18 protein-coding genes are annotated in these 20,733 nt (G+C 69.8%); 12 read left to right on the top strand and 6 right to left on the bottom strand.

All coding sequences use genetic code 11. The features are described from left to right. Positions 1 to 107: 107 nt before the first annotated feature. The 6 genes from yajC (at position 108) to HQ312_RS01405 (ending at position 8,559) form a co-directional block, all read left to right on the top strand. On the top strand, positions 108 to 512 hold the full coding sequence (gene yajC / locus HQ312_RS01430) for a preprotein translocase subunit YajC (RefSeq protein WP_081821185.1): 405 nt from the start codon (positions 108 to 110) through the stop codon (positions 510 to 512). Positions 513 to 694: 182 nt separating this feature from the next. Then, positions 695 to 2,476: a protein translocase subunit SecD gene (gene secD / locus HQ312_RS01425; RefSeq protein ID WP_222637613.1), complete on the top strand. Its 1,782-nt coding sequence runs from the start codon at positions 695 to 697 to the stop codon at positions 2,474 to 2,476. A gap of 69 nt (positions 2,477 to 2,545) precedes the next feature. Beyond that, the gene (secF, locus tag HQ312_RS01420) at positions 2,546 to 3,682 is read left to right on the top strand and encodes a protein translocase subunit SecF (RefSeq protein WP_261782000.1); all 1,137 of its coding nucleotides are present in this window, start codon (positions 2,546 to 2,548) and stop codon (positions 3,680 to 3,682) included. A gap of 1 nt (position 3,683) precedes the next feature. Then, positions 3,684 to 5,405, top strand: a complete 1,722-nt coding sequence (locus HQ312_RS01415; RefSeq protein WP_222637611.1) for an ABC transporter substrate-binding protein — start codon at positions 3,684 to 3,686, stop codon at positions 5,403 to 5,405. Continuing rightward, complete coding sequence (locus HQ312_RS01410) at positions 5,402 to 5,962, top strand: adenine phosphoribosyltransferase (protein WP_027505231.1); 561 nt, start codon at positions 5,402 to 5,404, stop codon at positions 5,960 to 5,962. Before HQ312_RS01415 ends, HQ312_RS01410 begins: the two co-directional genes overlap by 4 nt. A 95-nt stretch (positions 5,963 to 6,057) precedes the next feature. Further along, positions 6,058 to 8,559 (top strand): bifunctional (p)ppGpp synthetase/guanosine-3',5'-bis(diphosphate) 3'-pyrophosphohydrolase, encoded by a 2,502-nt coding sequence (locus tag HQ312_RS01405; protein WP_307092871.1) that lies wholly within the window; start codon positions 6,058 to 6,060, stop codon positions 8,557 to 8,559. 98 nt (positions 8,560 to 8,657) lie between these two features. On the opposite strand, the gene HQ312_RS01400 is transcribed toward HQ312_RS01405, so the two are convergent. Then, a complete protein-coding gene (locus HQ312_RS01400) occupies positions 8,658 to 9,530 on the bottom strand; it encodes a peptidylprolyl isomerase (RefSeq protein WP_027505233.1) in 873 nt (290 codons plus the stop codon). A 191-nt stretch (positions 9,531 to 9,721) separates the two neighbouring features. Here HQ312_RS01400 and HQ312_RS01395 point away from each other — a divergent pair, with 191 nt between their 5' ends. Genes HQ312_RS01395 through HQ312_RS01385 form a run of 3 tightly spaced genes read left to right on the top strand, consistent with a single transcriptional unit; the run spans position 9,722 to position 12,305 of the window. Further along, positions 9,722 to 10,390, top strand: a complete 669-nt coding sequence (locus HQ312_RS01395) for an MBL fold metallo-hydrolase (protein ID WP_222637610.1) — start codon at positions 9,722 to 9,724, stop codon at positions 10,388 to 10,390. Then, complete coding sequence (hisS, locus tag HQ312_RS01390) at positions 10,387 to 11,676, top strand: histidine--tRNA ligase (protein WP_056444766.1); 1,290 nt, start codon at positions 10,387 to 10,389, stop codon at positions 11,674 to 11,676. Before HQ312_RS01395 ends, hisS begins: the two co-directional genes overlap by 4 nt. A gap of 2 nt (positions 11,677 to 11,678) precedes the next feature. Beyond that, positions 11,679 to 12,305: a hypothetical protein gene (locus HQ312_RS01385; RefSeq protein ID WP_027505236.1), complete on the top strand. Its 627-nt coding sequence runs from the start codon at positions 11,679 to 11,681 to the stop codon at positions 12,303 to 12,305. On the opposite strand, the gene HQ312_RS01380 is transcribed toward HQ312_RS01385, so the two are convergent. From HQ312_RS01380 to HQ312_RS01370, 3 genes are all read right to left on the bottom strand, one after another. After that, on the bottom strand, positions 12,295 to 12,978 hold the full coding sequence (locus tag HQ312_RS01380; protein WP_222637609.1) for a TetR/AcrR family transcriptional regulator: 684 nt from the start codon (positions 12,976 to 12,978) through the stop codon (positions 12,295 to 12,297). The genes HQ312_RS01385 and HQ312_RS01380 overlap by 11 nt on opposite strands. Before the next feature lie 3 nt (positions 12,979 to 12,981). Beyond that, entirely contained in the window at positions 12,982 to 13,485 is a 504-nt protein-coding gene (locus tag HQ312_RS01375; RefSeq protein WP_222637608.1) for a DUF3237 domain-containing protein, read from the bottom strand. Between the two features lie 100 nt (positions 13,486 to 13,585). Next, positions 13,586 to 14,851, bottom strand: coding sequence for an FAD-binding domain-containing protein (locus HQ312_RS01370; protein WP_222637607.1), 1,266 nt, complete (start codon positions 14,849 to 14,851; stop codon positions 13,586 to 13,588). A 124-nt stretch (positions 14,852 to 14,975) separates the two neighbouring features. Here HQ312_RS01370 and HQ312_RS01365 point away from each other — a divergent pair, with 124 nt between their 5' ends. Then, positions 14,976 to 16,013 (top strand): Rv2578c family radical SAM protein, encoded by a 1,038-nt coding sequence (locus HQ312_RS01365; protein WP_222637606.1) that lies wholly within the window; start codon positions 14,976 to 14,978, stop codon positions 16,011 to 16,013. 9 nt (positions 16,014 to 16,022) lie between these two features. On the opposite strand, the gene HQ312_RS01360 is transcribed toward HQ312_RS01365, so the two are convergent. Then, on the bottom strand, positions 16,023 to 16,802 hold the full coding sequence (locus HQ312_RS01360) for an MBL fold metallo-hydrolase (protein WP_222637605.1): 780 nt from the start codon (positions 16,800 to 16,802) through the stop codon (positions 16,023 to 16,025). A 41-nt stretch (positions 16,803 to 16,843) separates the two neighbouring features. Further along, a complete protein-coding gene (locus HQ312_RS01355; protein ID WP_027505242.1) occupies positions 16,844 to 17,761 on the bottom strand; it encodes a neutral zinc metallopeptidase in 918 nt (305 codons plus the stop codon). A 143-nt stretch (positions 17,762 to 17,904) separates the two neighbouring features. Between HQ312_RS01355 and aspS the strand changes: the two genes are divergently transcribed. Beyond that, positions 17,905 to 19,725 (top strand): aspartate--tRNA ligase, encoded by a 1,821-nt coding sequence (gene aspS / locus HQ312_RS01350; RefSeq protein ID WP_222637604.1) that lies wholly within the window; start codon positions 17,905 to 17,907, stop codon positions 19,723 to 19,725. A 49-nt stretch (positions 19,726 to 19,774) separates the two neighbouring features. Further along, positions 19,775 to 20,698, top strand: a complete 924-nt coding sequence (locus tag HQ312_RS01345; protein WP_056444744.1) for a DUF389 domain-containing protein — start codon at positions 19,775 to 19,777, stop codon at positions 20,696 to 20,698. Positions 20,699 to 20,733 lie beyond the last annotated feature (35 nt).

Here is a 20,733-nt window from a genome sequence, read left to right as displayed (position 1 = left end):
GGATCCGGACGATCCCGGCGTTTCGGGCGGTCGACACGCCCGATCGCCCGACCGAACGTGGCACACTGAAGGTTCCGAGTCCCAAGATCTAAGGATTGACGTTTCTGATGGAACTGCTGTTTCCGCTTCTCGTTCTCGCCCTGCTCGTGCCCATGTTTCTCGGCATCCGCCGCCAGAAGCGTGAGGTGGCCAAGACGGTCGAGCTGCAGGAAGCGCTGTCCATCGGTGATCGCGTCCTGACCACGTCCGGGCTGCACGGCCTCGTCGACGGACTCACCGAGACCACCGTCGACCTGGAGATCGCTCCCGGCATCATCACCACCTGGTCGCGTGCCGTCGTGCGCGACGTGCTGCCCGACGAGGACGAGCTGGACGAGTCGGCTGCGGAGAACGCCGCTCCGACCAGCGACTTCGAGGACCACAGCGACGCCGGATCGCGCGTCGACAGCCTGGAGAACGGCCTCGGCGGAGCGGACGACGGCCGATCGCAGGCACGACTCACCAAGGAGTGAGACAAAGCGGATACACCGCCCCCGAGGTCGTCCTCGGGGGCGGTGCGTCGTTGTGGAGAGGGTACGGTCGGTCAGGCTCCGGCCGTCCGTGACGCCCGCCGCCGCCGCGCTCCACCCCCGTCCGACCAGCAGCAGGTCCGTCTCCTCCAGCCGGTCCGTCTCACTCAGGAGAAGCACTCACCGTGGCCCCATCCAGCGGATCCTCGTATCCGGTGCGGTATCTCGCCGTGTTCGGCGTCTTCATCGCCCTCGTGTACGTCCTGGTCTTTTTCACCGGTGACAAGTCCCCGACTCCCAAGCTGGGCATCGACCTGCAGGGTGGAACACGCGTCACGCTCACCGCGCGGACGCCCGACGGCAGCGCCCCGAGCCAGGAGAGCCTGCGTCAAGCGCAGCAGATCATCGAGACCCGCGTCAACGGTCTCGGTGTCTCCGGCTCCGAGGTGGTCGTCGACGGTCAGAACCTGGTCATCACGGTTCCCGGCGACGACAGCTCGCAGGCCCGCACACTCGGTCAGACGGCCCGGCTGTACATCCGCCCCGTGCTGACGTCCCAGGCCCCCACTCCGGCGGGCACTCCCGCTCCCGCGGCGACCGACCCCGCTGCCGACCCCGCGGCTGCCGACCCTGCGGCCACCACGGCTCCGGCGACACCGGCGCCGCAGAACCGCCCCTTCCCGGCGCAGGACCCCACGGACACCCCCGCCCCGTCCGAGACACCCGCGCCGTCCGAGACACCCGCGCCGTCCGAGACGCCCGCGCCGTCCGACACCTCCGCCTCCGAGCCCGGTGCCGCCCCGCCCGCGTCGTCGGCGGACGAGACCGCCGACGCGATCGCCGAGGCGAAGGCGCAGCGGCAGAGCACCGACCCGACAGTGCAGCAGCAGGCCATGGCCACGATCGACTGCTCCGCGCCCGACCCCCTGCAGGGCAACGACGATCCGGCCCTGCCGCTCGTCGCCTGCTCCACGGACGGCACCGCGGTCTACATCCTCGAGCCGTCGATCATCGACGGACAGCAGATCGCCGACGCCAGCTCGCAGTTCGACACCCAGCAGTCCCGCAACGTCGTCTCCCTCAGCTTCACCACCGAGGGTGGCAACACCTGGGCTCAGTTCACGTCGGCGAACATCGGCAAGCAGGCCGCATTCACCCTCGACTCCAAGGTCGTCAGCGCACCGGTCATCCAGGGCGCGACCCCCGCGGGCAGCGCCACGCAGATCACCGGCAATTTCACCGCTGACAGTGCCCGCGAGCTCGCCAACACGCTGAAGTACGGATCGCTGCCGTTGTCGTTCGCCGCCTCCGAGGCGGAGACAGTGTCGGCGACGCTGGGACTCGCGTCGCTCGAGGCAGGCCTGATCGCCGGCGCCATCGGCCTCGTGTTCGTCCTCATCTACTGCCTCCTCTACTACCGCATGCTCGGCATCCTCACGGCGCTGTCGCTGGTGCTGTCGCTGGTCGCCATCTACGGGATCCTCGTCCTGCTCGGTCGATGGATCTCGTTCACGCTCGATCTCGCCGGCATCGCCGGTCTGATCATCGGTATCGGTATGACCGCCGACTCGTTCGTGGTGTTCTTCGAGCGCATCAAGGACGAGATACGCGAGGGCCGCAGCTTCCGCTCGGCGGTTCCGCGTGGTTGGGCCCGTGCGCGGCGCACCATCCTGTCCGGCAACGCGGTGAGCTTCATCGCGGCGGCGGTGCTGTACGTGCTCGCCGTCGGTCAGGTGCGCGGCTTCGCGTTCACGCTCGGCCTGTCGACCCTGCTGGACATCGTCATCGTGATCCTCGTGACGTGGCCACTGGTCAATCTCGCCTCGCGGTCCGAGTTCTGGTCCAAGCCGTCGATCAACGGTCTCGGTGCGGTCCAGGAGATCGCCCGCGCGCGCAAACGCGCTGCCGCCGCCAAGACCACCCGCGATGCTGCTACCGCGGCAGCCGGCCCGAGCAAGGAGGCCTGACCCGTGGCCGAGACGACCACCACCACCGAGGACACCGTTCCCGACGCACCCGAGGCCGGTCGCGGACTCCTGTCGCGGCTCTACACGGGCACCGGCGCGTTCGACATCATCGGACGCCGTCGCCTGTGGTACGGCGTCACCGCGGCCTTCGTGCTGGTGTCGTTGCTGTCGATCGCGGTCCGCGGCTTCACGCTCGGTATCGATTTCGAGGGCGGCACGCGCGTGCAGTTCCCGGCTCCGCAGGGCGTCGACACCGCGCAGGTCGAGGAGATCTACACCGACACCCTCGGTCAGGACGCCGTCGCCGTCCAGACCGTGGGCACCGGATCCGGCGCCACCGTGCAGATCCGCTCCGAGTCGCTGGACCAGGGGCAGGCGTCCGCGCTGCAGACGGCCCTGTTCGACGCGTTCCAGCCCGCCAACGCGGAGGGTGAGACCACGCGCGATGCGGTCTCCTTCACCGACGTCAGTGAGACCTGGGGTTCCCAGATCACCGACAAGGCGCTGATCGCCCTCGTGGTGTTCCTGGTGATCGTCAGCATCTACATCGCCGTCCGGTACGAGCGGGACATGGCGCTCGCCGGTATCGCGGCCCTGTTCTTCGACATCCTCGTCACGGCGGGTGTCTACTCGCTGGTCGGGTTCGAGGTCACTCCGGCGACCGTCATCGGACTGCTGACCATTCTGGGCTTCTCGCTGTACGACTCCGTGGTGGTGTTCGACAAGGTCGAGGAGAACACCCGCGGCATCCTGCACCTCAACAGGCGCACCTATGCCGAGCAGGCCAACCTCGCGGTGAACCAGACGCTGATGCGCTCGATCAACACCACCGTCATCAGCGTGCTCCCTGTCATCGCCCTCATCGTCATCGCGGTCTGGTTGCTGGGTGTGGGGACGTTGAAGGATCTCGCACTGGTCCAGCTCGTCGGCATCGTCATCGGCGCCTACTCGTCGATCTTCTTCGCGACCCCGCTGGTGGTCACGCTGAAGGAACGATGGGGCCCGGTCGCGGCGCACACGAAGAAGGTGCTCGCGAAGCGCGAGGGCACCACGCGTCCGCGCGCCGAGAGCGCGGTTCCGGCCGGCGCCAGTTCCACGGCGACCGCCACGGCAACGGATGCTCCGGCCGAGACCGCACGCACTGCGGCCGCGGCGCCTCGCGCAGGCGCGCGCCCGACGGGTAAGCGCGGCAAGCGGAGGAGCTGACATGCGTGCGTCGTCAGGGGTCAGGACAGGCGTCGCCGTCGCGGCGCTCGCCGCGATCACGGCCACGACACTCGTGGCGTGCGGCGACGAGGACACCCGCATCCCGTCCATCGGCTACGCCGTCGACAACACCGTCACCACCTACAACGGCGGAACCGTCGCCGGATCGGTCTCGGCTGCGCCGCAGGCCTTCTCGCGAGTGCTGCCCGGATTCGCGCTCACCGCCCCGAGCGGCGGTGCCGTGAGCGACACCGACATCGGGACGGCCGTGGAGGTACCCGGCGAGCAGCAGGTGGTCACCTACACGCTCGCCGCGCCCGCCGTGTGGTCCGACGGTGTGCCGATGACGTGCGACGACCTCGTGCTGGCGTGGGCCGCACGCAGCGGCCGGACAGCCGCGGACGGAGCGCCGCTCTTCGACGCCGCGTCCACCGCCGGTTACACCGACATCGAACGCATCGACTGCGCTCCCGCGGACAAGGTCGCGACCGTGACGTTCCGCTCGGGACGCGGGTACGTCGAGTGGCAGTCCCTCTTCGGCGCCGGGACGATGATGCCCGCACACGTCGCGGCCCGCATCGCCGGCGTGCCGGACGTGGTGAGCACCCTCGCCGGCGGTGACCAGGACGCACTGCGGCGCGTCGCGGACGTCTGGAACACCGGATGGAACCTCACCCCGGCGGAGGGGGAGGACGTCGGAACCGTCGACCCGGCGGTCTTCGTGTCGTCCGGGCCCTTCCGCATCGAGTCGTACTCGGTCGAGAACGGTCTCGCGCTCGTTCCCAACGAACAGTGGTGGGGTGTTCCCGCCGCCACTGATCGCGTCGTCGTGTGGCCCAAGGGCGCCGACATCGCGGCCAAGGCGGCATCGGGCGACATCGAGGTCGTCGACGCCGACGGCGGCACGGCGACTCCCGACGGCTTCACGTCGACGGCTCAGCCGTCCTTCGGCGTCGAGCAGTTGACCATGGCCACGTCCGGTGTCTTCGTCGACCCGGCCGCACGCCGCGCCTTCGCTGCATGCGTTCCCCGCGGCGAGCTGTACGCGCAGCACGGCCACCCCGGATACGAGGCGGAGACCGGCCGCGGGTCCGGCATCGTCGACAGCCGGACCACCCTTCCCGCGACGCTGCCCTACCGCTCGGTGGCGGCCACCGCGGCGGAGCGATACCGCACCGCGGACGTCGCCGGGGTGACCGCGGGTCTCGCCGAAGCGGGTCTGACCGACCCCGTCGTCCGCGTGGGCTACCTGGGGCCCGACGAGCGCCGCGCGGCCGTCGTCGCCGCCATCGCATCGTCATGCGCACCTCTCGGCATCGAGATCGTGGACGCGTCGTCGCCGACCTTCTCGCCGCTCGCTCTGCGCGCCGGGGAAGTGGACGCCGTCCTGGCCTCCACCGCCGGACAGGCGGGAGCGTCGGGCACGTCCTCCGCGGATCCCGGTCGCTTCGCCCTGCGCGGCGGACAGGGCGTCAACGTCGGCGGCTACGCCAACGGGCGTCTCGACGAGCTGATCGATCGCCTGGCCGTCGACCAGTCCGACGCCACCGTGCTCTCCGCGGCGGTCGAGGCGGAGAACATCCTGTGGACCGACATGCCCACCCTCCCGCTCTACAACGCGCCGCGCGTCACCGCGGTGGCGTCCGGAATGCGTGGTGTGGAGTCGAACCCGACGGTCGCGGGTGCGGGCTGGAACATGGACAAGTGGATACTCGTCGGATGAGTACACCCGGATCGAGCAGCCCCACCACGAGCGCACCCGGTGGATCGGACGTCGTCGCCCGGTTGACGCGCTGGGCCGACGACTTCCCCACGCCGGGAGTGCGCTTCGCCGACCTCACGCCCGTGTTCGCCGACGCGGAGGGGCTGCGCACCGTGGTGGACTCGCTCGCCGAGGCGGGCCGTGACGCCGACGTCGTGGCCGGTATCGACGCGCGCGGCTTCCTTCTCGGTGCCGGCGTCGCGCTGGCGTTGAACACCGGCGTGATCGCCGTCCGCAAGGCGGGGAAGTTGCCCCCGCCGGTGCACCGGCAGTCGTACGAACTCGAGTACGGCACGGCGGAGCTCGAGATCTCCGCCGAGGGCATCGCGCTCGAGGGGCGCCGCGTACTCGTCGTCGACGACGTGCTCGCGACCGGCGGCACACTCGAGGCCGCCGCCGAACTGTTGACGCGGTGCGGAGCGATCGTGGTGGGTGCCGCCGTCGTTCTCGAGGTGGAAGTTCTGGGCGGCCGCGAGCGTTGGAAGCATGGACCGCTCACGACACTGGGCGTCGTCTGAGCATCCGACCTCGAGAAGATGTGAGGGCGTGCGCTGTGCGCTCCGGTGACGGCGGATAGAGTCGGGTCTCTCGAGCAGCTGAGGAGGTGTCGATCATGACGCGATACATCGGTCGTACCGCCGAGGAGTCCGCAGCAGTGCCGCCTGCCGCGGGGGAGTCGCTGCCGTCCGACGCCGTCCTGCCTGCCGACGCTGCGGCTGACGAGGCCGCGACGGAGCCCGTGCCCTTCGGGGCGGAGCCTGCCGATCCGACAGCGCGCACCGATGCCCTGACACCGGAGCCGGTCGCACCCGCCACGGAGCCAGTGCCCGATCCGGCACCCTCCTCCGCCACCCCCACTGCGCCGTCGTCCGCGTCCCGGCGCGTTCGTGCGCGGCTGGCCCGCCGCATCACCGCGCAGCGCAACACCGCGGTCAAGCCGGTGCTCGAGCCGTTGGCCGGCACCCACCGGTCGATGTACCCGAAGGCGGATCTCGGTCTGCTGCAACGCGCGTACGACGTGGCCGACGAGCGGCACGCCTCGCAGATGCGCAAGTCGGGTGACCCGTACATCACGCACCCGCTCGCGGTCGCCAACATCCTGGCCGAGCTGGGAATGGACACCACGACGCTCGTCGCGGCGCTGCTGCACGACACCGTCGAGGACACCGGCTACTCGCTGGACCAGCTGCGCACCGAGTTCGGCGACGAGGTCGCCCATCTCGTCGACGGCGTGACGAAGCTCGACAAGGTCGCGCTCGGCACCGCCGCCGAGGGCGAGACCATCCGCAAGATGATCATCGCGATGGCGCGGGATCCGCGGGTGCTGGTCATCAAGGTGGCCGACCGGCTGCACAACATGCGCACGATGCGCTTCCTGCCGCCGGAGAAGCAGGCGCGCAAGGCGAAGGAGACCCTCGAGGTCATCGCACCGCTCGCGCACCGCCTCGGCATGGCGACGGTCAAGTGGGAGCTCGAGGACCTCGCGTTCGCGATCCTGCACCCCAAGAAGTACGACGAGATCGTGCGCCTCGTCGCCGACCGGGCCCCGTCACGCGACACCTATCTCGCCAAGGTGCGCGCCGAGATCAACGCGACCCTGTCGGCCTCCCGCATCAGTGCCGTGGTCGAGGGTCGGCCCAAGCACTACTGGTCGATCTACCAGAAGATGATCGTCAAGGGCCGCGACTTCGACGACATCCACGATCTGGTCGGCGTGCGCATCCTGTGCGACGAGATCCGGGACTGCTACGCCGCCGTCGGCGTGGTCCACTCGCTGTGGCAGCCGATGGCCGGACGGTTCAAGGACTACATCGCGCAGCCGCGCTACGGGGTCTACCAGTCGCTGCACACCACGGTCGTCGGTCCCGAGGGCAAGCCTCTCGAGGTGCAGATCCGCACCCGCGACATGCATCGCACCGCCGAGTTCGGCATCGCCGCGCACTGGCGATACAAGGAGACGAAGGGCCGTCACTCCGGTGACGCCACGGAGCTCGACGACATGGCGTGGATGCGCCAGCTGCTCGACTGGCAGCGGGAGGCCGCGGACCCGGGGGAGTTCCTCGAGTCGCTGCGGTACGACCTCGCGGTCAAGGAGATCTTCGTCTTCACCCCCAAGGGCGACGTGGTGACCCTGCCCGCCGGATCGTGTCCCGTGGACTTCGCCTACGCCGTGCACACCGAGGTGGGGCATCGGTGCATCGGTGCCCGCGTCAACGGGCGCCTCGTCGCACTGGAGCGTCAGCTCGACAACGGCGAGGTGGTCGAGGTCTTCACCTCGAAGGCCCCGACGGCCGGACCGAGCCGCGACTGGGCCACCTTCGTCGCGTCGCCGCGTGCGAAGACCAAGATCCGCCAGTGGTTCGCCAAGGAACGCCGCGAGGAAGCGCTCGAGGCCGGCAAGGACGCCATCGCCAAGGAGGTGCGGCGCGGGGGACTTCCGTTGCAGCGCTTGATGAACGGCGAGTCCATGTCGGCCATCGCGCACGAGCTGCGGTATGTCGACGTCTCGGCTCTCTACACCGCGGTGGGGGAGAACCACGTCTCGGCGCAGCACGTCGTGCAGCGTCTCGTCGCTCACCTCGGCGGTGTCGGCGATGTCGAGGAGGAACTGGCCGAGCGGTCCACCCCGTCCACTATTCCCACCCGTCCGCGCCGCGTCGGCGACGCAGGGGTCATGGTGTCGGGTGCGGACGGCGTCGTCGCCAAGCTGGCGAAGTGCTGCACCCCGGTGCCGGGAGACGACATCATGGGCTTCGTCACCCGCGGTGGCTCGGTGAGCGTGCACCGCACCGATTGCACCAACGCCGGGTCGCTGCAGACGCAGTCGGAGCGGCTGATCGAGGTCGAGTGGGCACCGTCGCCGTCGTCGGTGTTCCTCGTCGCGATCCAGATCGAGGCACTCGATCGCCACCGTCTGCTCTCCGACGTCACGAAGGCGCTGGCCGACGAGAAGGTCAACATCCTGTCGGCGTCGGTGACCACCTCGGGCGATCGGGTCGCCATCTCGAAGTTCACCTTCGAGATGGGTGATCCCAAGCATCTGGGCCACGTGCTCAACGTGGTGCGCAACGTCGAGGGCGTGTACGACGTGTATCGCCTGACCTCGGCGGCCTAGAGCTCGACACACCCCCGGCGAGTACGTCCGACGTGTCGTGATCCCGTCCGGAATCACGACACTGTCGGCGTACTCGCGGGAGGGTGCGGGGTGAGCCGTCAGGCCAGGTCGAGCCGCACCGTGTTCAGGGTGGTCGCGAGAGCCGGCGCACCGTCCTGCGCGCCACCCTCGACGCCCGCTGCGGCGATCTTGTCGAGCGTCGCGAGGCCGGTCTCGTCGATCGTGCCGAACACCGTGTAGTTCGGGGGCAGCTGCGAATCGCCGAACACGAGGAAGAACTGGCTGCCGTTGGTGTCGGCGCCGGCGTTCGCCATCGCGATGGTTCCGCGGGGGTACAGGACGGGCGACTGCAACGCGGCCGGATCGTCGGCGTACTGGTCCGTGGGGAACTCGTTGGCGTACTGGTAGCCCGGGCCGCCCGTTCCGGCGCCGGTCGGGTCACCGCACTGCAGGACCTTCAGGCTGTCGGCCGTGGTCAGACGGTGGCAGGGAGTGGCGTCGTAATAGTTCTGCCCGGCCAGCGAGGCGAAGCTGTTCACGGTGCAGGGCGCCTTCGTGGCGTCGAGAGACAGGCCGATCGGGCCCTGCGAGGTGTCCATGCTGACGCTGACGTTGTCGTCCGTGGTGGGCACGTTCTCGGTCTGCGGAGCGTTCGCAGGCTTCGCGGCAGTGCCGCCCGCAGGGTAGGAGCAGCTCACGGTCTCGGGCAGCGGTTCCGAGCGGCCGGCGGGCAGCATGCCCTCCGGGGTCGCGTTCTCGCTGGTGGGGGAGTCGGAGGCCTCGACGGCGGTGTCGTCGTCGCCGCGTGTCACACCGATGGCGACAGCGACGCCGCCGATGACGACGACCAGTCCGATGACGGCGGCGGCGATGGTCGCCTGCTTGCGTCGTCGCGCCCGAGCGGCACGGTTCTCGAGCTGGCGTTCGAGCTTGCGCTTGGCAGCGTCACGTCGTTGTTCGTTCGTCGGCACGGTTGGCGTTCCTCTTCTCGCTGGAGCGGGTGAGCAGCAGAAGTGTGCCAGGCTTCCCTGAGAGGCACCTGACCCGGTGGACGGCCGAGGTGCCTGCCCCACGTTCCGGGGCGCCCGGCCGCACCGCCTACGCTGGTGGCATTCGTCCGATCGCGGATCGCTGCACCGCAAAGCATGAGGAGTCCTTCACTGTGCGTGTCACCGGATTCCCCGCCGGCATGTTCCAGACGAACTGCTACGTCGTCAGTCGGGACGAGGGGACGGACTGCATCGTCGTCGATCCCGGCCAGGACGCCGCGGCGCCGCTCTACTCGTTCCTCGACGACGCGGGACTGACGCCCATCGCAGTGCTCCTCACGCACGGCCACCTCGATCACATGTGGGACGCGACGCCGGTGTGCGCGCGCTTCGACATTCCCCTGTACGTGCATCCCGACGACCGCCACATGCTCACCGATCCGGCGTCCGGTATCGGCCCGGTCCTGGCACCGCTGATCGCGCACTCCACCTTCGAGGAGCCCGCGACGGTGGTGGAACTTTCTCACGGCGACGTTCTCGACGTGGCCGGACTCGGTGTCACCGTCGCGCACACGCCCGGTCACACCCGTGGCTCCGTCGTCTTCCGTCTCGACGGGGGCGAGCAGCAGGTGATCTTCTCGGGGGACACGCTCTTCGCGGGATCGATCGGCCGCTCCGATCTGCCCGGCGGCGATCACGAGCAGTTGCTCGCCTCGATCGCCGAGCACCTGCTGTGCCTCGACGACGAGACCGCCGTGTTGCCCGGACACGGCGAGTCCACCACCATCGGCGCGGAACGCGGCAGCAACCCGTTCCTCGTGGGACTCGGTGGTGTGCGATGACCGGCGACACACAGCGCATCCAGCCGTTCGCCGCCCCCAAGGGCGTCCCGGACTACCTGCCACCCGACTCCGCGACCTTCGTGGCAGTGCGCGACGGTCTCACCGCCGCTGCCCGGGCCGCGGGCTATGGCCACATCGAGCTCCCCATCTTCGAGGACACGGCGCTGTTCGCACGCGGCGTGGGTGAGTCCACCGACGTGGTGAGCAAGGAGATGTACACCTTCGCCGACAAGGGTGACCGCAGTGTCACGCTGCGACCCGAGGGCACCGCCGGCGTGATGCGCGCGGTCATCGAGCACAGTCTCGACCGCGGAGCGCTCCCGGTGAAGGTCAGTTACTCCGGCCCGTTCTTCCGCTACGAGCGCCCGCAGGCCGGTCGGTACCGGCAGCTGCAGCAGGTCGGCGTCGAGGCCATCGGGGTCGACGATCCTGCGCTCGACGCCGAGGTCATCGCCGTGGCCGACAGTGGCTTCCGGAGCGTCGGTCTCACCGGTTTCCGGCTCGAGCTCACCTCGCTCGGCGACGAGACCTGCCGCCCGCAGTACCGGGAGCTGTTGCAGGACTTCCTGTTCGGTCTCGAGCTGGACGAGGACACGCGTCGCCGCGCCGAGATCAATCCGCTCCGCGTCCTGGACGACAAGCGACCGCACGTCCGTGAGATGACGGCCGACGCACCGTTGATGATGGACCACCTGTCGGAGTCGGCTCGCGTCCACTTCGACACCGTGCGTGCCCATCTCGACGCGATGGGCGTGCCGTACGTGGTCAATCCGCGCATGGTGCGCGGTCTCGACTACTACACGAAGACCACCTTCGAGTTCGTCCACGACGGTCTCGGTGCGCAGTCCGGCATCGGCGGCGGTGGACGGTACGACGGCCTCATGGCGCAGCTCGGCGGGCAGCCCCTGTCGGGCATCGGTTTCGGTCTCGGCGTGGACCGCACGGTGCTCGCTCTCGCGGCCGAGGGCGTCGCGCCCGCGTCGACGGCCCGGTGCGAGGTGTACGGCGTGCCCATGGGTCCGGAGGCCAAGCTGCGTCTCGCGGTGATCGCCCGGGAACTTCGGGCCGCCGGCGTCCGCGTGGACCTCTCCTACGGCGACCGCGGAATGAAGGGCGCCATGAAGGGTGCCGACCGTTCCGGTGCCCGCCTCGCGCTGGTGCTCGGTGATCGCGATCTCGAGGCCGGAGAGATCGGCCTCAAGGACCTGGCGACCGGCGAGCAGTCGTCGATCCCGCTGTCCGAGGCCACCGCTCGCGTGCGTGCCACGCTGTCGCCAGTGAGCTGACCATGGCCGACAGAGGGCTGGTGGCGCTCGATCTGGTGCCGCCGGAGCTCATCGTTCCGCGGCTCCGCGTCGCCGGTGCGGTGTTCGCCGTGGTCGGTGCCGTGCTCGGTGTCGTCGCCGGACTGTTGATCTCGCCGTACGTCGGTGTCGCTCTGGGAGCTGCGCTCGTCGCCACGGCAGGGTTCGCCGTCGTGTCGGGCGGCCGCAGACGCGTGTGGATCGATCACGGTGTGGTGAGCCGGCGCGGGTCGTTCCGCGTGCGACGGGTCAACCTGTCGGACGCGACGAAGGTCGAGGTCCTCGTGCGGGTCGCGCGCGTCAGCCAGGTGCTGATCCGTGTCGGCGACTCGTCCGGCGACGTCACGGTCGGCGTGGCGATGTACACGACCGACGGCGGTCGCGAACTGCAGCCGATCGCGCTGCGCGCGGTGGCGGACGGACTGGCCTCGTCCCCGCTCGCGTCGGCTCTGGCGCTGTCGTCGGTACTGGTGACCCAGCTTCGCGCCGAGGCCCGCGAGGCCGGGCTGTCGGAGCGCCCGCTCTATCGGGCGATCGACGTGGTCCGCACGTCCGGGCGAGCCCCGGCGACCGTGCTCACCGACGCCGAGGTCGCGGCTCTCACCGACTGATCGGCCGAGCGGCGTCGAGCAGTGTCGTGGCCGTGTCACGGAGCGACGCCGTCGAGCCCGTCCACCCCAGCACGCGCACCGCGGCGTCGGCGATCGTGTCGGGTGTCGCGAGGGAGTGCCGCGTCGATTCCGCATCGGACCGGGCGCTGATCACCGATTCGACGATGCGGAACGGGAGGTGTGTGAGTTCCTCGGAGACCACCAGCGTGCCGATGTCGACGAGAGCGTCCCGCGACAGCGAGGCGTAGAGCGCCATGAGGTCGGAGCGACGAGTGCGGAACTGTTCGAACCGTGCGCTGCGCAATTCGGGGACGAGGTACAGGGCGCCGAGGTTCCATCGCGAGGTCATGAGCTGGTCCGCGTCGAACCACACCAGGGCATACAGCGCCCTCGGAGCGTCGGCCGCGGCGTCGCGCAGCGCCTGCGCACAGGCCAGGGGTGCGTCGACGGTCCCCACCAGCAGCGCCGCGAGCATGTCGTCCTTGGTGGCGAAGTGGTGGTACAGCGACGCCTGCCGGACCCCGACCGCGTCGGCGATCATGCGGGTGGACGTGCTGGTGACACCCCGCGTCGTGAACAGCTCCGCCGCCGCGTCGAGGATCTCCTCCCGCGCCGTGGCTCCCGGTCGCTTACGGGTGGTGAGCCTGGGACGCCCGGCACCGGTGGTGGTCATCGACTACGTGACCAGGAACGCGTCGACCACGGACTGGGTGCCCTGACGCGAGCCGGAGGTGACGATCACGGCCCTGTTCAGGTAGGCGAGCGTCCGGATCGACGTGGACACCGTGAGGGTGCCGCGGAAGTAGTAGAGCGCGGACTCGACGTCCTCCCCGCGATCGAGGGCCTCGACGACCTCGGCCGATCCGAAGCGGACGGAGTTCAGCGTCAACCGCATCACGGCGCCCGGGTCGTCCGACTCGACGTCGGCCAACAGGTCGGTGTAGTACGTGGTCGATCCGTCCGCTCGGACGTGGGCGTGCTCGGCACCGACGGCGCGGACGACGGCCTCGACCCCGGGCCCACTCAGCACACCACCCACGACCGGTGCCACGGACTCCGCGCCGATGGGAGTGTCGCCGAGCTGCACCGGATCCGCGGTGCGCAACACGATGCGCAGCAGCGGCTCGAGCGTGGGAGCGGTCGGTTCGATCGACGCGGACGGGTCCGTGGGTTCGGTCACGCGCTCGACCGTATCCGATCCACCTGGTGCCCTCCTGCCGACTTTCCGGCCGGCCTCCGGCCTCCCCGCCTACTTCCCGGCCGGCCTCCGCCCTCCCCGCCTACTTCCCGGCCGGCCTCCGGCCTCCCCGCTCCGACGCCCGGCGCCACGCGCTGAACGACCGCACCGACGATCGGGTCGGACGCACCAACCACGGCCACGGGTGCACCTCCACCGGATCGAGGGCGGCCGCGATGCGTGCCCACCCCGGTACCGGGGCGTGGGTCGCGGCGAGGCGCCGTCCGGCGAGCTCCTCGGTGACCCGTCCGCGCCGTACCTCCAGAGGCCGGACGGCGGCGAGCTCGCCGAGTGTCTCGGCGAGGAAGACCAGCCGCTTGCCGGACAATTGCAACCGTCGGAGCAGCGGCTCGTCGAACACGAACACCGCGGGGCGGGCGTCGTCGGCCGCGAGGGCCGGATCCGCGCTGCCGAGCGACTCCGCCGTCAGCCACACCTCGTCGCCGTCCTCACCCACGGTGTCCGCGGGGCCGGCCGGGGTGTCGCCGGTGGCCAGGCTCGGTCCGTCGACCGACGGGCCGAGAGCGGCCGTCGGCCAGTCCTGAATGGGACACGCTGACGACAGCGCGCACGATCGGCACAGGCTGGGTGCGCGTTTCTCCACCTGCCAGCGACTGAACCCGTAGACCTTGCCGCTGCCGGTACCGACGGTCCACTGCCAGCCGAGTCGGTTGGCCGCCCTCGAGCCGTCGAGGAGATGGGTGAACATCTCGTCCTCGCCGTCCCGCCATGTCGCGCCGGCCCGCACGGCCCACTGCGACGCCAGCCACATGCGCGTCTGGTTCACCAGCCACCCGTCCTCGTGCAGCTCGTCGACGACGGACTCCATGCAGCGCATCCGGGCCGGCCACGGATCGTCGGACCAGGTGTCGTGCGCCGAGACGGCCGGACGGGGCTGCTCGCGCGTGAGTGACGCCCCCAGGTGCGAGCCCACCCGTGCGTACAGGTGGCGGGCGTACTCCTGCCACAGCAACTCGTCGCGGTAACGAGACCGGTCCCGGGTCGGCGCGTCCGCCACCGCGTCCCACACCTCGCTCAGCGTGAGCAGGCCGTGCCGGATGTACGGCGACATGCGACTCGCCCCGCGCCGCGACGTCGGTTCCACCGTGCTGCGGGACCGGGCGTAGCCCGTGATGTCCAGGCTCGCGAGAGCGGCGTCGGCTGCCGACTGTCCGCCGCGCAGACCGCCCGCCCGGATCTCCTCGGGCTCTTCGAGGGTGAGGTCACCGAGGTGCTCGGCGACCCAGGCGACGACATCGTCGGACCGGGCGCCGTCCGCAGGTGACGGGGGAGACGGGAGGAGGGCCATGTCCACCGACACTACCGAAGAGTTGACACCTCGATAGAACGGATGTTCGACTGTCTGCGATTCGTCGATCGATCGTGTGTTCGAGGCATCGGTGTGCCGGGGTCGCCGGAGAACAGGAGGGGTCATGCGGTGGGACGGTCAGACACTCGACGCTCCCGACGGGGCGCTTCCCGGCCTCGAGCGCACCGGGCTGGTGCGTGCCGGTCTGGTCCGCACCGTCCGCACGCCCGAGTTCGAGGGCGTCACCTTCCACGAGGTGCTCTGCAAGAGCGCCCTCAACCGGGTGCCCGAGGAATCGGCGCTGCCGTTCCGCTGGACCATCAACCCCGCGCGCGGGTGCTCGCACGCGTGCCGCTACTGCTTCGCCCGGCCGACCCACGAGTACCTCGACCTCGATGCGGGCCGCGACTTCGACTCGCAGATCGTGGTCAAGACCAACATCGTCTCGGTGCTGCGCAAGGAACTCGCCCGCGCCTCGTGGAAACGTGACCCGGTCGCCCTGGGCACCAACACCGACCCGTACCAGCGCGCGGAGGGTCGCTACGAGCTCATGCCGGGCATCATCCGGGCGCTCACCGAGTCCGGTACCTCGTTCTCGATTCTGACCAAAGGCACGCTGCTGCGACGGGATCTGCCGCTGCTCACCCTCGCCGCTCAGCAGGTGAACGTGCAGGTGAGTGTCAGTCTCGCCTTTCACGACGAGGATCTGCAGAAGTCCCTCGAGCCGGGGGCGCCGTCACCGCGCGCTCGCCTCGACATGATCCGGGCCATCACGGACGCGGGTCTGTCGTGCCACGTGCTCATCGCGCCCGTCATCCCGTTCCTGACCGACAGTCCCAAACACCTCGGCGCCCTGATGGCGGCCCTGGAAGAGGCGGGCGCGACCGGTGTGACCGCGCTGCCGATGCATCTGCGGTCCAGCACCAAGGAGTGGTTCATGAGCTGGCTCGCCGAGCATCATCCGGCTCTCGTGCGCCGCTATCGGGTGCTCTACGGACGCGGGGCGTACGTCAGCCCGGAATACAAGCAGTGGCTCCGCGACAAGGTGGAACCGTTGCGGGAGAAGCACTCTCTGACGGGGCTCGATCCGGCCGGTGCGCGGCGTGTGGCCAGGGCAGCTCCCGCGGAGCCCGCTCCGGAACCGGAGATGACCCTGTTCTGAGTCGACCGGTCAGAAGCCGGGGGTCACGCCGATGTGCTCGAGGTAGCGCCGAGCCGAGCGGACCACCGCGCCGTGAGCGTCCTCCTCGACGACCCGGTCCCACCACGCCCCGACGATGCGCTCGAAGGCCACGTTCTCGAGGAGGGCGACCGTCCGGCGGATCGTGTCGGGATGTTCGGGGATCAGGTTGGGGTAGCTGTACATGAACGAGACCCATCGGCGGTCGGACACCACCTGGACGATGTCCCCGGTGCACAGCGCGCCGCGACCGTCGGTGCCCGGCCAGTGCAGCACCGAACCGCCCGCGAAGTGCACCCGGGTGTTGATCAGCGTCCGCCCCGGCAGTATCTCCAGGGAGTCGCCCGACCACGTGCGGATGTTGCCGGCGCGGGGCAGCCACGCACGGTCGGACTCGTGCACGTAGATCGGTACGTCGCCGAAGGCCTCGCTCCACTCGACCATCGCGCTGTAGTAGTGCGGGTGGGACAGAGCGACGGCCGACACGCCGCCCAGTTCGGTGACACGGGCGATCGCGGCGTCGTCGATCGTGGTGATGCTGTCCCACAGCAGGTTTCCGCCGTCGCCGGGGACCAGCAGCGCGCGTTGGCCGATCGCGAAGGTCGGCTCGGTGCCGATGCCCCACAGGCCCGGGTACTCCTCGCGCACCACGGTCCGGTGCGACGCCGACACCTCGGCGACGGTGGTCCACCGCTGGCCGCCGCGTCCGACGTACTGGCGCTCGTCGGTGCAGATCGGGCACTGGTCCGGATCGACGCGGTCGAACTGCACGCCACACGTCTCACAGACCGGCAGCTCCGTGCGGGACGACATCAGCGGACGGACGACGGGTCGTTCAGATCCGACGCGTCGTAGGTGTTGCAGGCGGCGACAGCTCCCGTGCGGTAGCCGGCGTCGAACCACGCCTGTCGCTGGTCGGACGAGCCGTGGGTCCAGCCCTCCGGGTTCACGCGGCCCGTCGAGGCCTGCTGGATCCGGTCGTCGCCGACGGACGACGCGGCCGACAACGCGTCGGACACGTCCTGGTCGGTGAGCGGATCGAGCAGCGGCTCGGAACTGCCGGGTGCGGGAACGTCGTCGGCCTTGTTCGCCCACACGCCGGCGTAGCAGTCGGCCTGGAGCTCGGTGCGCACGGCGCCGGACTCGGGTCCGTTCGGGTCGGCCTGCGCCCGGCCGATGTCGCCCAGCTGGTTCTGGATGTGGTGGCCGAACTCGTGGGCCACGACGTACTCCTGCGCGAGCGGGCCGCCGCTGGAACCGAACTGGTCGACGAGCACCTGGAAGAATCCGGTGTCGAAGTACGCGGTGGAGTCTGCGGGGCAGTAGAACGGGCCGACGTCGGACGTCGCGGCGCCGCACCCGGTGGAGACCTGACCGGAGAAGATGTCGACCTCGGGGCGCTCGTACGGCACGCCCGTCTGCGCCGCCAGCTCGGCGTCCCACACCTGATCGAGACTGTTCACGGTGGCCGTGACCCGGCAGTCGACATTCGCGTTGGCGTCGGCCCCGGTGTCGCAGTTCTCGATGGCGCCGCTGCCCGAGTCCTGCGACGTGGCCTCACCGCCGCCGAGCTGCCCGATCACCGACGACGGGTCGCCGCCGAGCAGCAGGGTGATCACCACGATGACGATGCCGCCGAGACCGCCGCCGACGGCGATGCCCTTGCCGCGGCCACCGGAGGACCGTCGAACCCGGGAGGAGTCGATCCTGGCGTCGGGGTCGAACGTCATGAGTCACCACTTTCGTCGGCGTGTGCGGCTCACAGCTTCGCACGTGCCACCACCGACACAGCGCTGTTTCTCCCGGCGTCGGGGTGGGCTCGAATGGTCCGTAGGATCACCAGCTGTATTCGTCTACTTCTGGAAGGACTCCTGTGCTGCGCACGCACCTCGCCGGTTCGCTTCGAGCCGAGCACGCGGACCGACACGTCACCCTGACCGGTTGGGTCGCTCGACGGCGCGATCACGGCGGAGTCATCTTCATCGACCTGCGTGACGCCTCCGGAGTGGTCCAGGCCGTGTTCCGCGACGGTCCGGCGGCCGAGCAGTCGCACCGCCTGCGGTCGGAGTTCTGCGTCAAGATCACCGGCATCGTCGAGCTCCGCCCCGAGGGCAACCAGAACCACGAGATCCAGACGGGCGCCGTCGAGGTGAACGTGACCGAGCTGGAGGTGTTGGGCGAGAGCGCGCCGCTGCCGTTCCAGCTGGACGAGACTCCGGGCGAGGAAGCGCGGCTCAAGTACCGCTACCTGGACCTGCGTCGCGCCGGACCCGGTCATGCGATCCGACTGCGCTCGAAGGTCAACGCGGCGGCACGGTCCGTCCTGGCCCACCACGAATTCGTCGAGGTGGAGACGCCCACGCTGACACGCTCGACCCCCGAGGGTGCCCGCGACTTCCTGGTTCCCGCGCGACTCCAGCCGGGAAGCTTCTACGCACTCCCGCAGAGCCCGCAGCTGTTCAAGCAGTTGCTCATGGTCGGCGGCATCGAGCGGTACTACCAGATCGCCCGCTGCTACCGGGACGAGGACTTCCGCGCCGACCGGCAGCCGGAGTTCACCCAGCTCGACGTCGAGATGAGCTTCGTCACGCAGGACGACGTCATCGTCCTCGCCGAGGAGATCCTCACCTCGCTGTGGAACCTGATCGGCCACGAGATCACCACACCCATCCCGCGCATGACCTACGCGGACGCGATGCGCCGCTTCGGTTCCGACAAGCCCGATCTCCGCTTCGGCGTCGAGCTCGTGGAGTGCACCGAGTACTTCGCCGAGACGCCGTTCCGCGTCTTCCAGGCGCCGTACGTCGGCGCCGTCGTCATGCCCGGCGGTGCGTCGCAGCCGCGTCGGCAGCTCGACGCGTGGCAGGACTGGGCGAAGCAGCGCGGCGCCAAGGGCCTCGCGTACGTCCTGGTCCAGGAGGATTGCACCCTCGGTGGTCCCGTCGCCAAGAACCTGTCGGACGCCGAGCGCGACGGACTCGCCGCCCACGTCGGCGCGAAACCCGGTGACTGCGTCTTCTTCGCGGCCGGCCCCGCCAAGGCGCAGCGCGCACTGCTCGGTGCCGCCCGCGGTGAGATCGCCCGCAAGCAAGGCCTCATCGACGAGAAGGAGTGGGCCTTCGTCTGGATCGTCGACGCGCCGCTGTTCGAGCCGACGTCCGATGCCACCGCCAGCGGCGACGTCGCCGTGGGTTCCGGCTCGTGGACCGCCGTGCACCACGCCTTCACCTCGCCGAAGCCCGAGTCGATGGACACCTTCGACACCGACCCCGGCAACGCCCTGGCCTACGCGTACGACATCGTCTGCAACGGCAACGAGATCGGCGGCGGCTCGATCCGTATCCACCGCAAGGACATCCAGGAGCGCGTCTTCGCGATCATGGGCATCGACGCGGAGCAGGCGCAGGAGAAGTTCGGCTTCCTCCTCGACGCCTTCGCCTTCGGTGCGCCGCCCCACGGCGGTATCGCTTTCGGCTGGGACCGCATCACGGCCCTGCTGGCCGGAGTGGACTCCATCCGTGAGGTCATCGCATTCCCGAAGTCGGGCGGCGGCGTCGATCCGCTGACCGACGCGCCGGCTCCGATCACCCCGGCGCAGCGCAAGGAGTCGGGTATCGACGCGAAGCCGGTTCCTCGTCAGACGCCGGGTGGCGCATCGGGCGAGAAGCCCGCGTCGGAGGGCCCCACGACCTAGGGTCGAGGCGTCGCCGGTCACGCGTCGACGACGCGCGGACGGAGAGTGCATGCAGAACCTCAGGGTGGTCAGTCCGGCGGACCGGACCGACGAGGTGCTGCGGGTGCTCGACGAGACTCCCGGCGTCGCTCACGTCGTCGTTCTGCGCGGTGCCGCCGTGCGCCCGGAGGGCGACGTCGTGGACGCCGTCGTCGTGCGGGAGTGCGCGAATCAGGTTCTCGACGGTCTGCGTTCGCTGCGCCTGACCCACGACGGAGCCATCACCATGCAACCCGTGGAGACGGTGCTGTCGGACGCGGCGCGCACCGCGGAACAGGACGCGCCCGGTGACCCGGACGACTCGATCGTCTGGGACGAACTGGTCGGACGTACGCGGGAGGAATCGTCCCTCACCCTGACGTTCGTGGCCTTCCTGACCATCGCGCTGCTGCTGGCGGCCATCGGCGTCGTGACCGACTCGCCGGTCACCATCGTCGGTGCGATGGTGGTGGGACCCGAGTTCGGTCCGCTGGCAGCGCTGTCGGTCGGCCTGGTGCGTCGTCAGCGATCACTGATCCGTCGATCGTTGCTGGCGCTGCTCGTGGGTTTCCCGACCGCGATGGTCATCACGGCGCTGGGGGCGTTCGGGGCCGAGGCCCTCGGATGGATCCGACCGGAGGCGATGGACGACCTGCAGCAGGTCGACTTCATCTACCAGGTGGGTCCGTTCTCTCTCGTCGTGGCTCTGCTCGCCGGCGCCGCCGGCATGCTCGCGCTCGTGTCGGCGAAATCGGCCGCCCTGGTCGGGGTCTTCATCTCCGTGACCACCGTTCCGGCAGCAGGTTTCGCCGTCGTCGCGGCCACGGTGGGGAGCTGGCGCATCGCCGCTCTGTCCGCAGGACAGCTGGGTATCAACCTCCTCGGCATCGTCGTCGCGGCGACCTTTGTGCTCTCCCTGCACCGGCGATCGGCTCGGGCACAGGCGGACAGGTAGATTTCTCGCGGACGTGCGCCGAGCGCGGTGCCGGT

It is taken from the genome of Rhodococcus sp. BP-316, from assembly GCF_019836105.1.
Classification (GTDB): domain Bacteria; phylum Actinomycetota; class Actinomycetes; order Mycobacteriales; family Mycobacteriaceae; genus Rhodococcoides.
The sequence above is the reverse complement of the archived record's forward strand: the minus strand, read 5'-3'. Positions and strand labels throughout refer to the sequence as shown.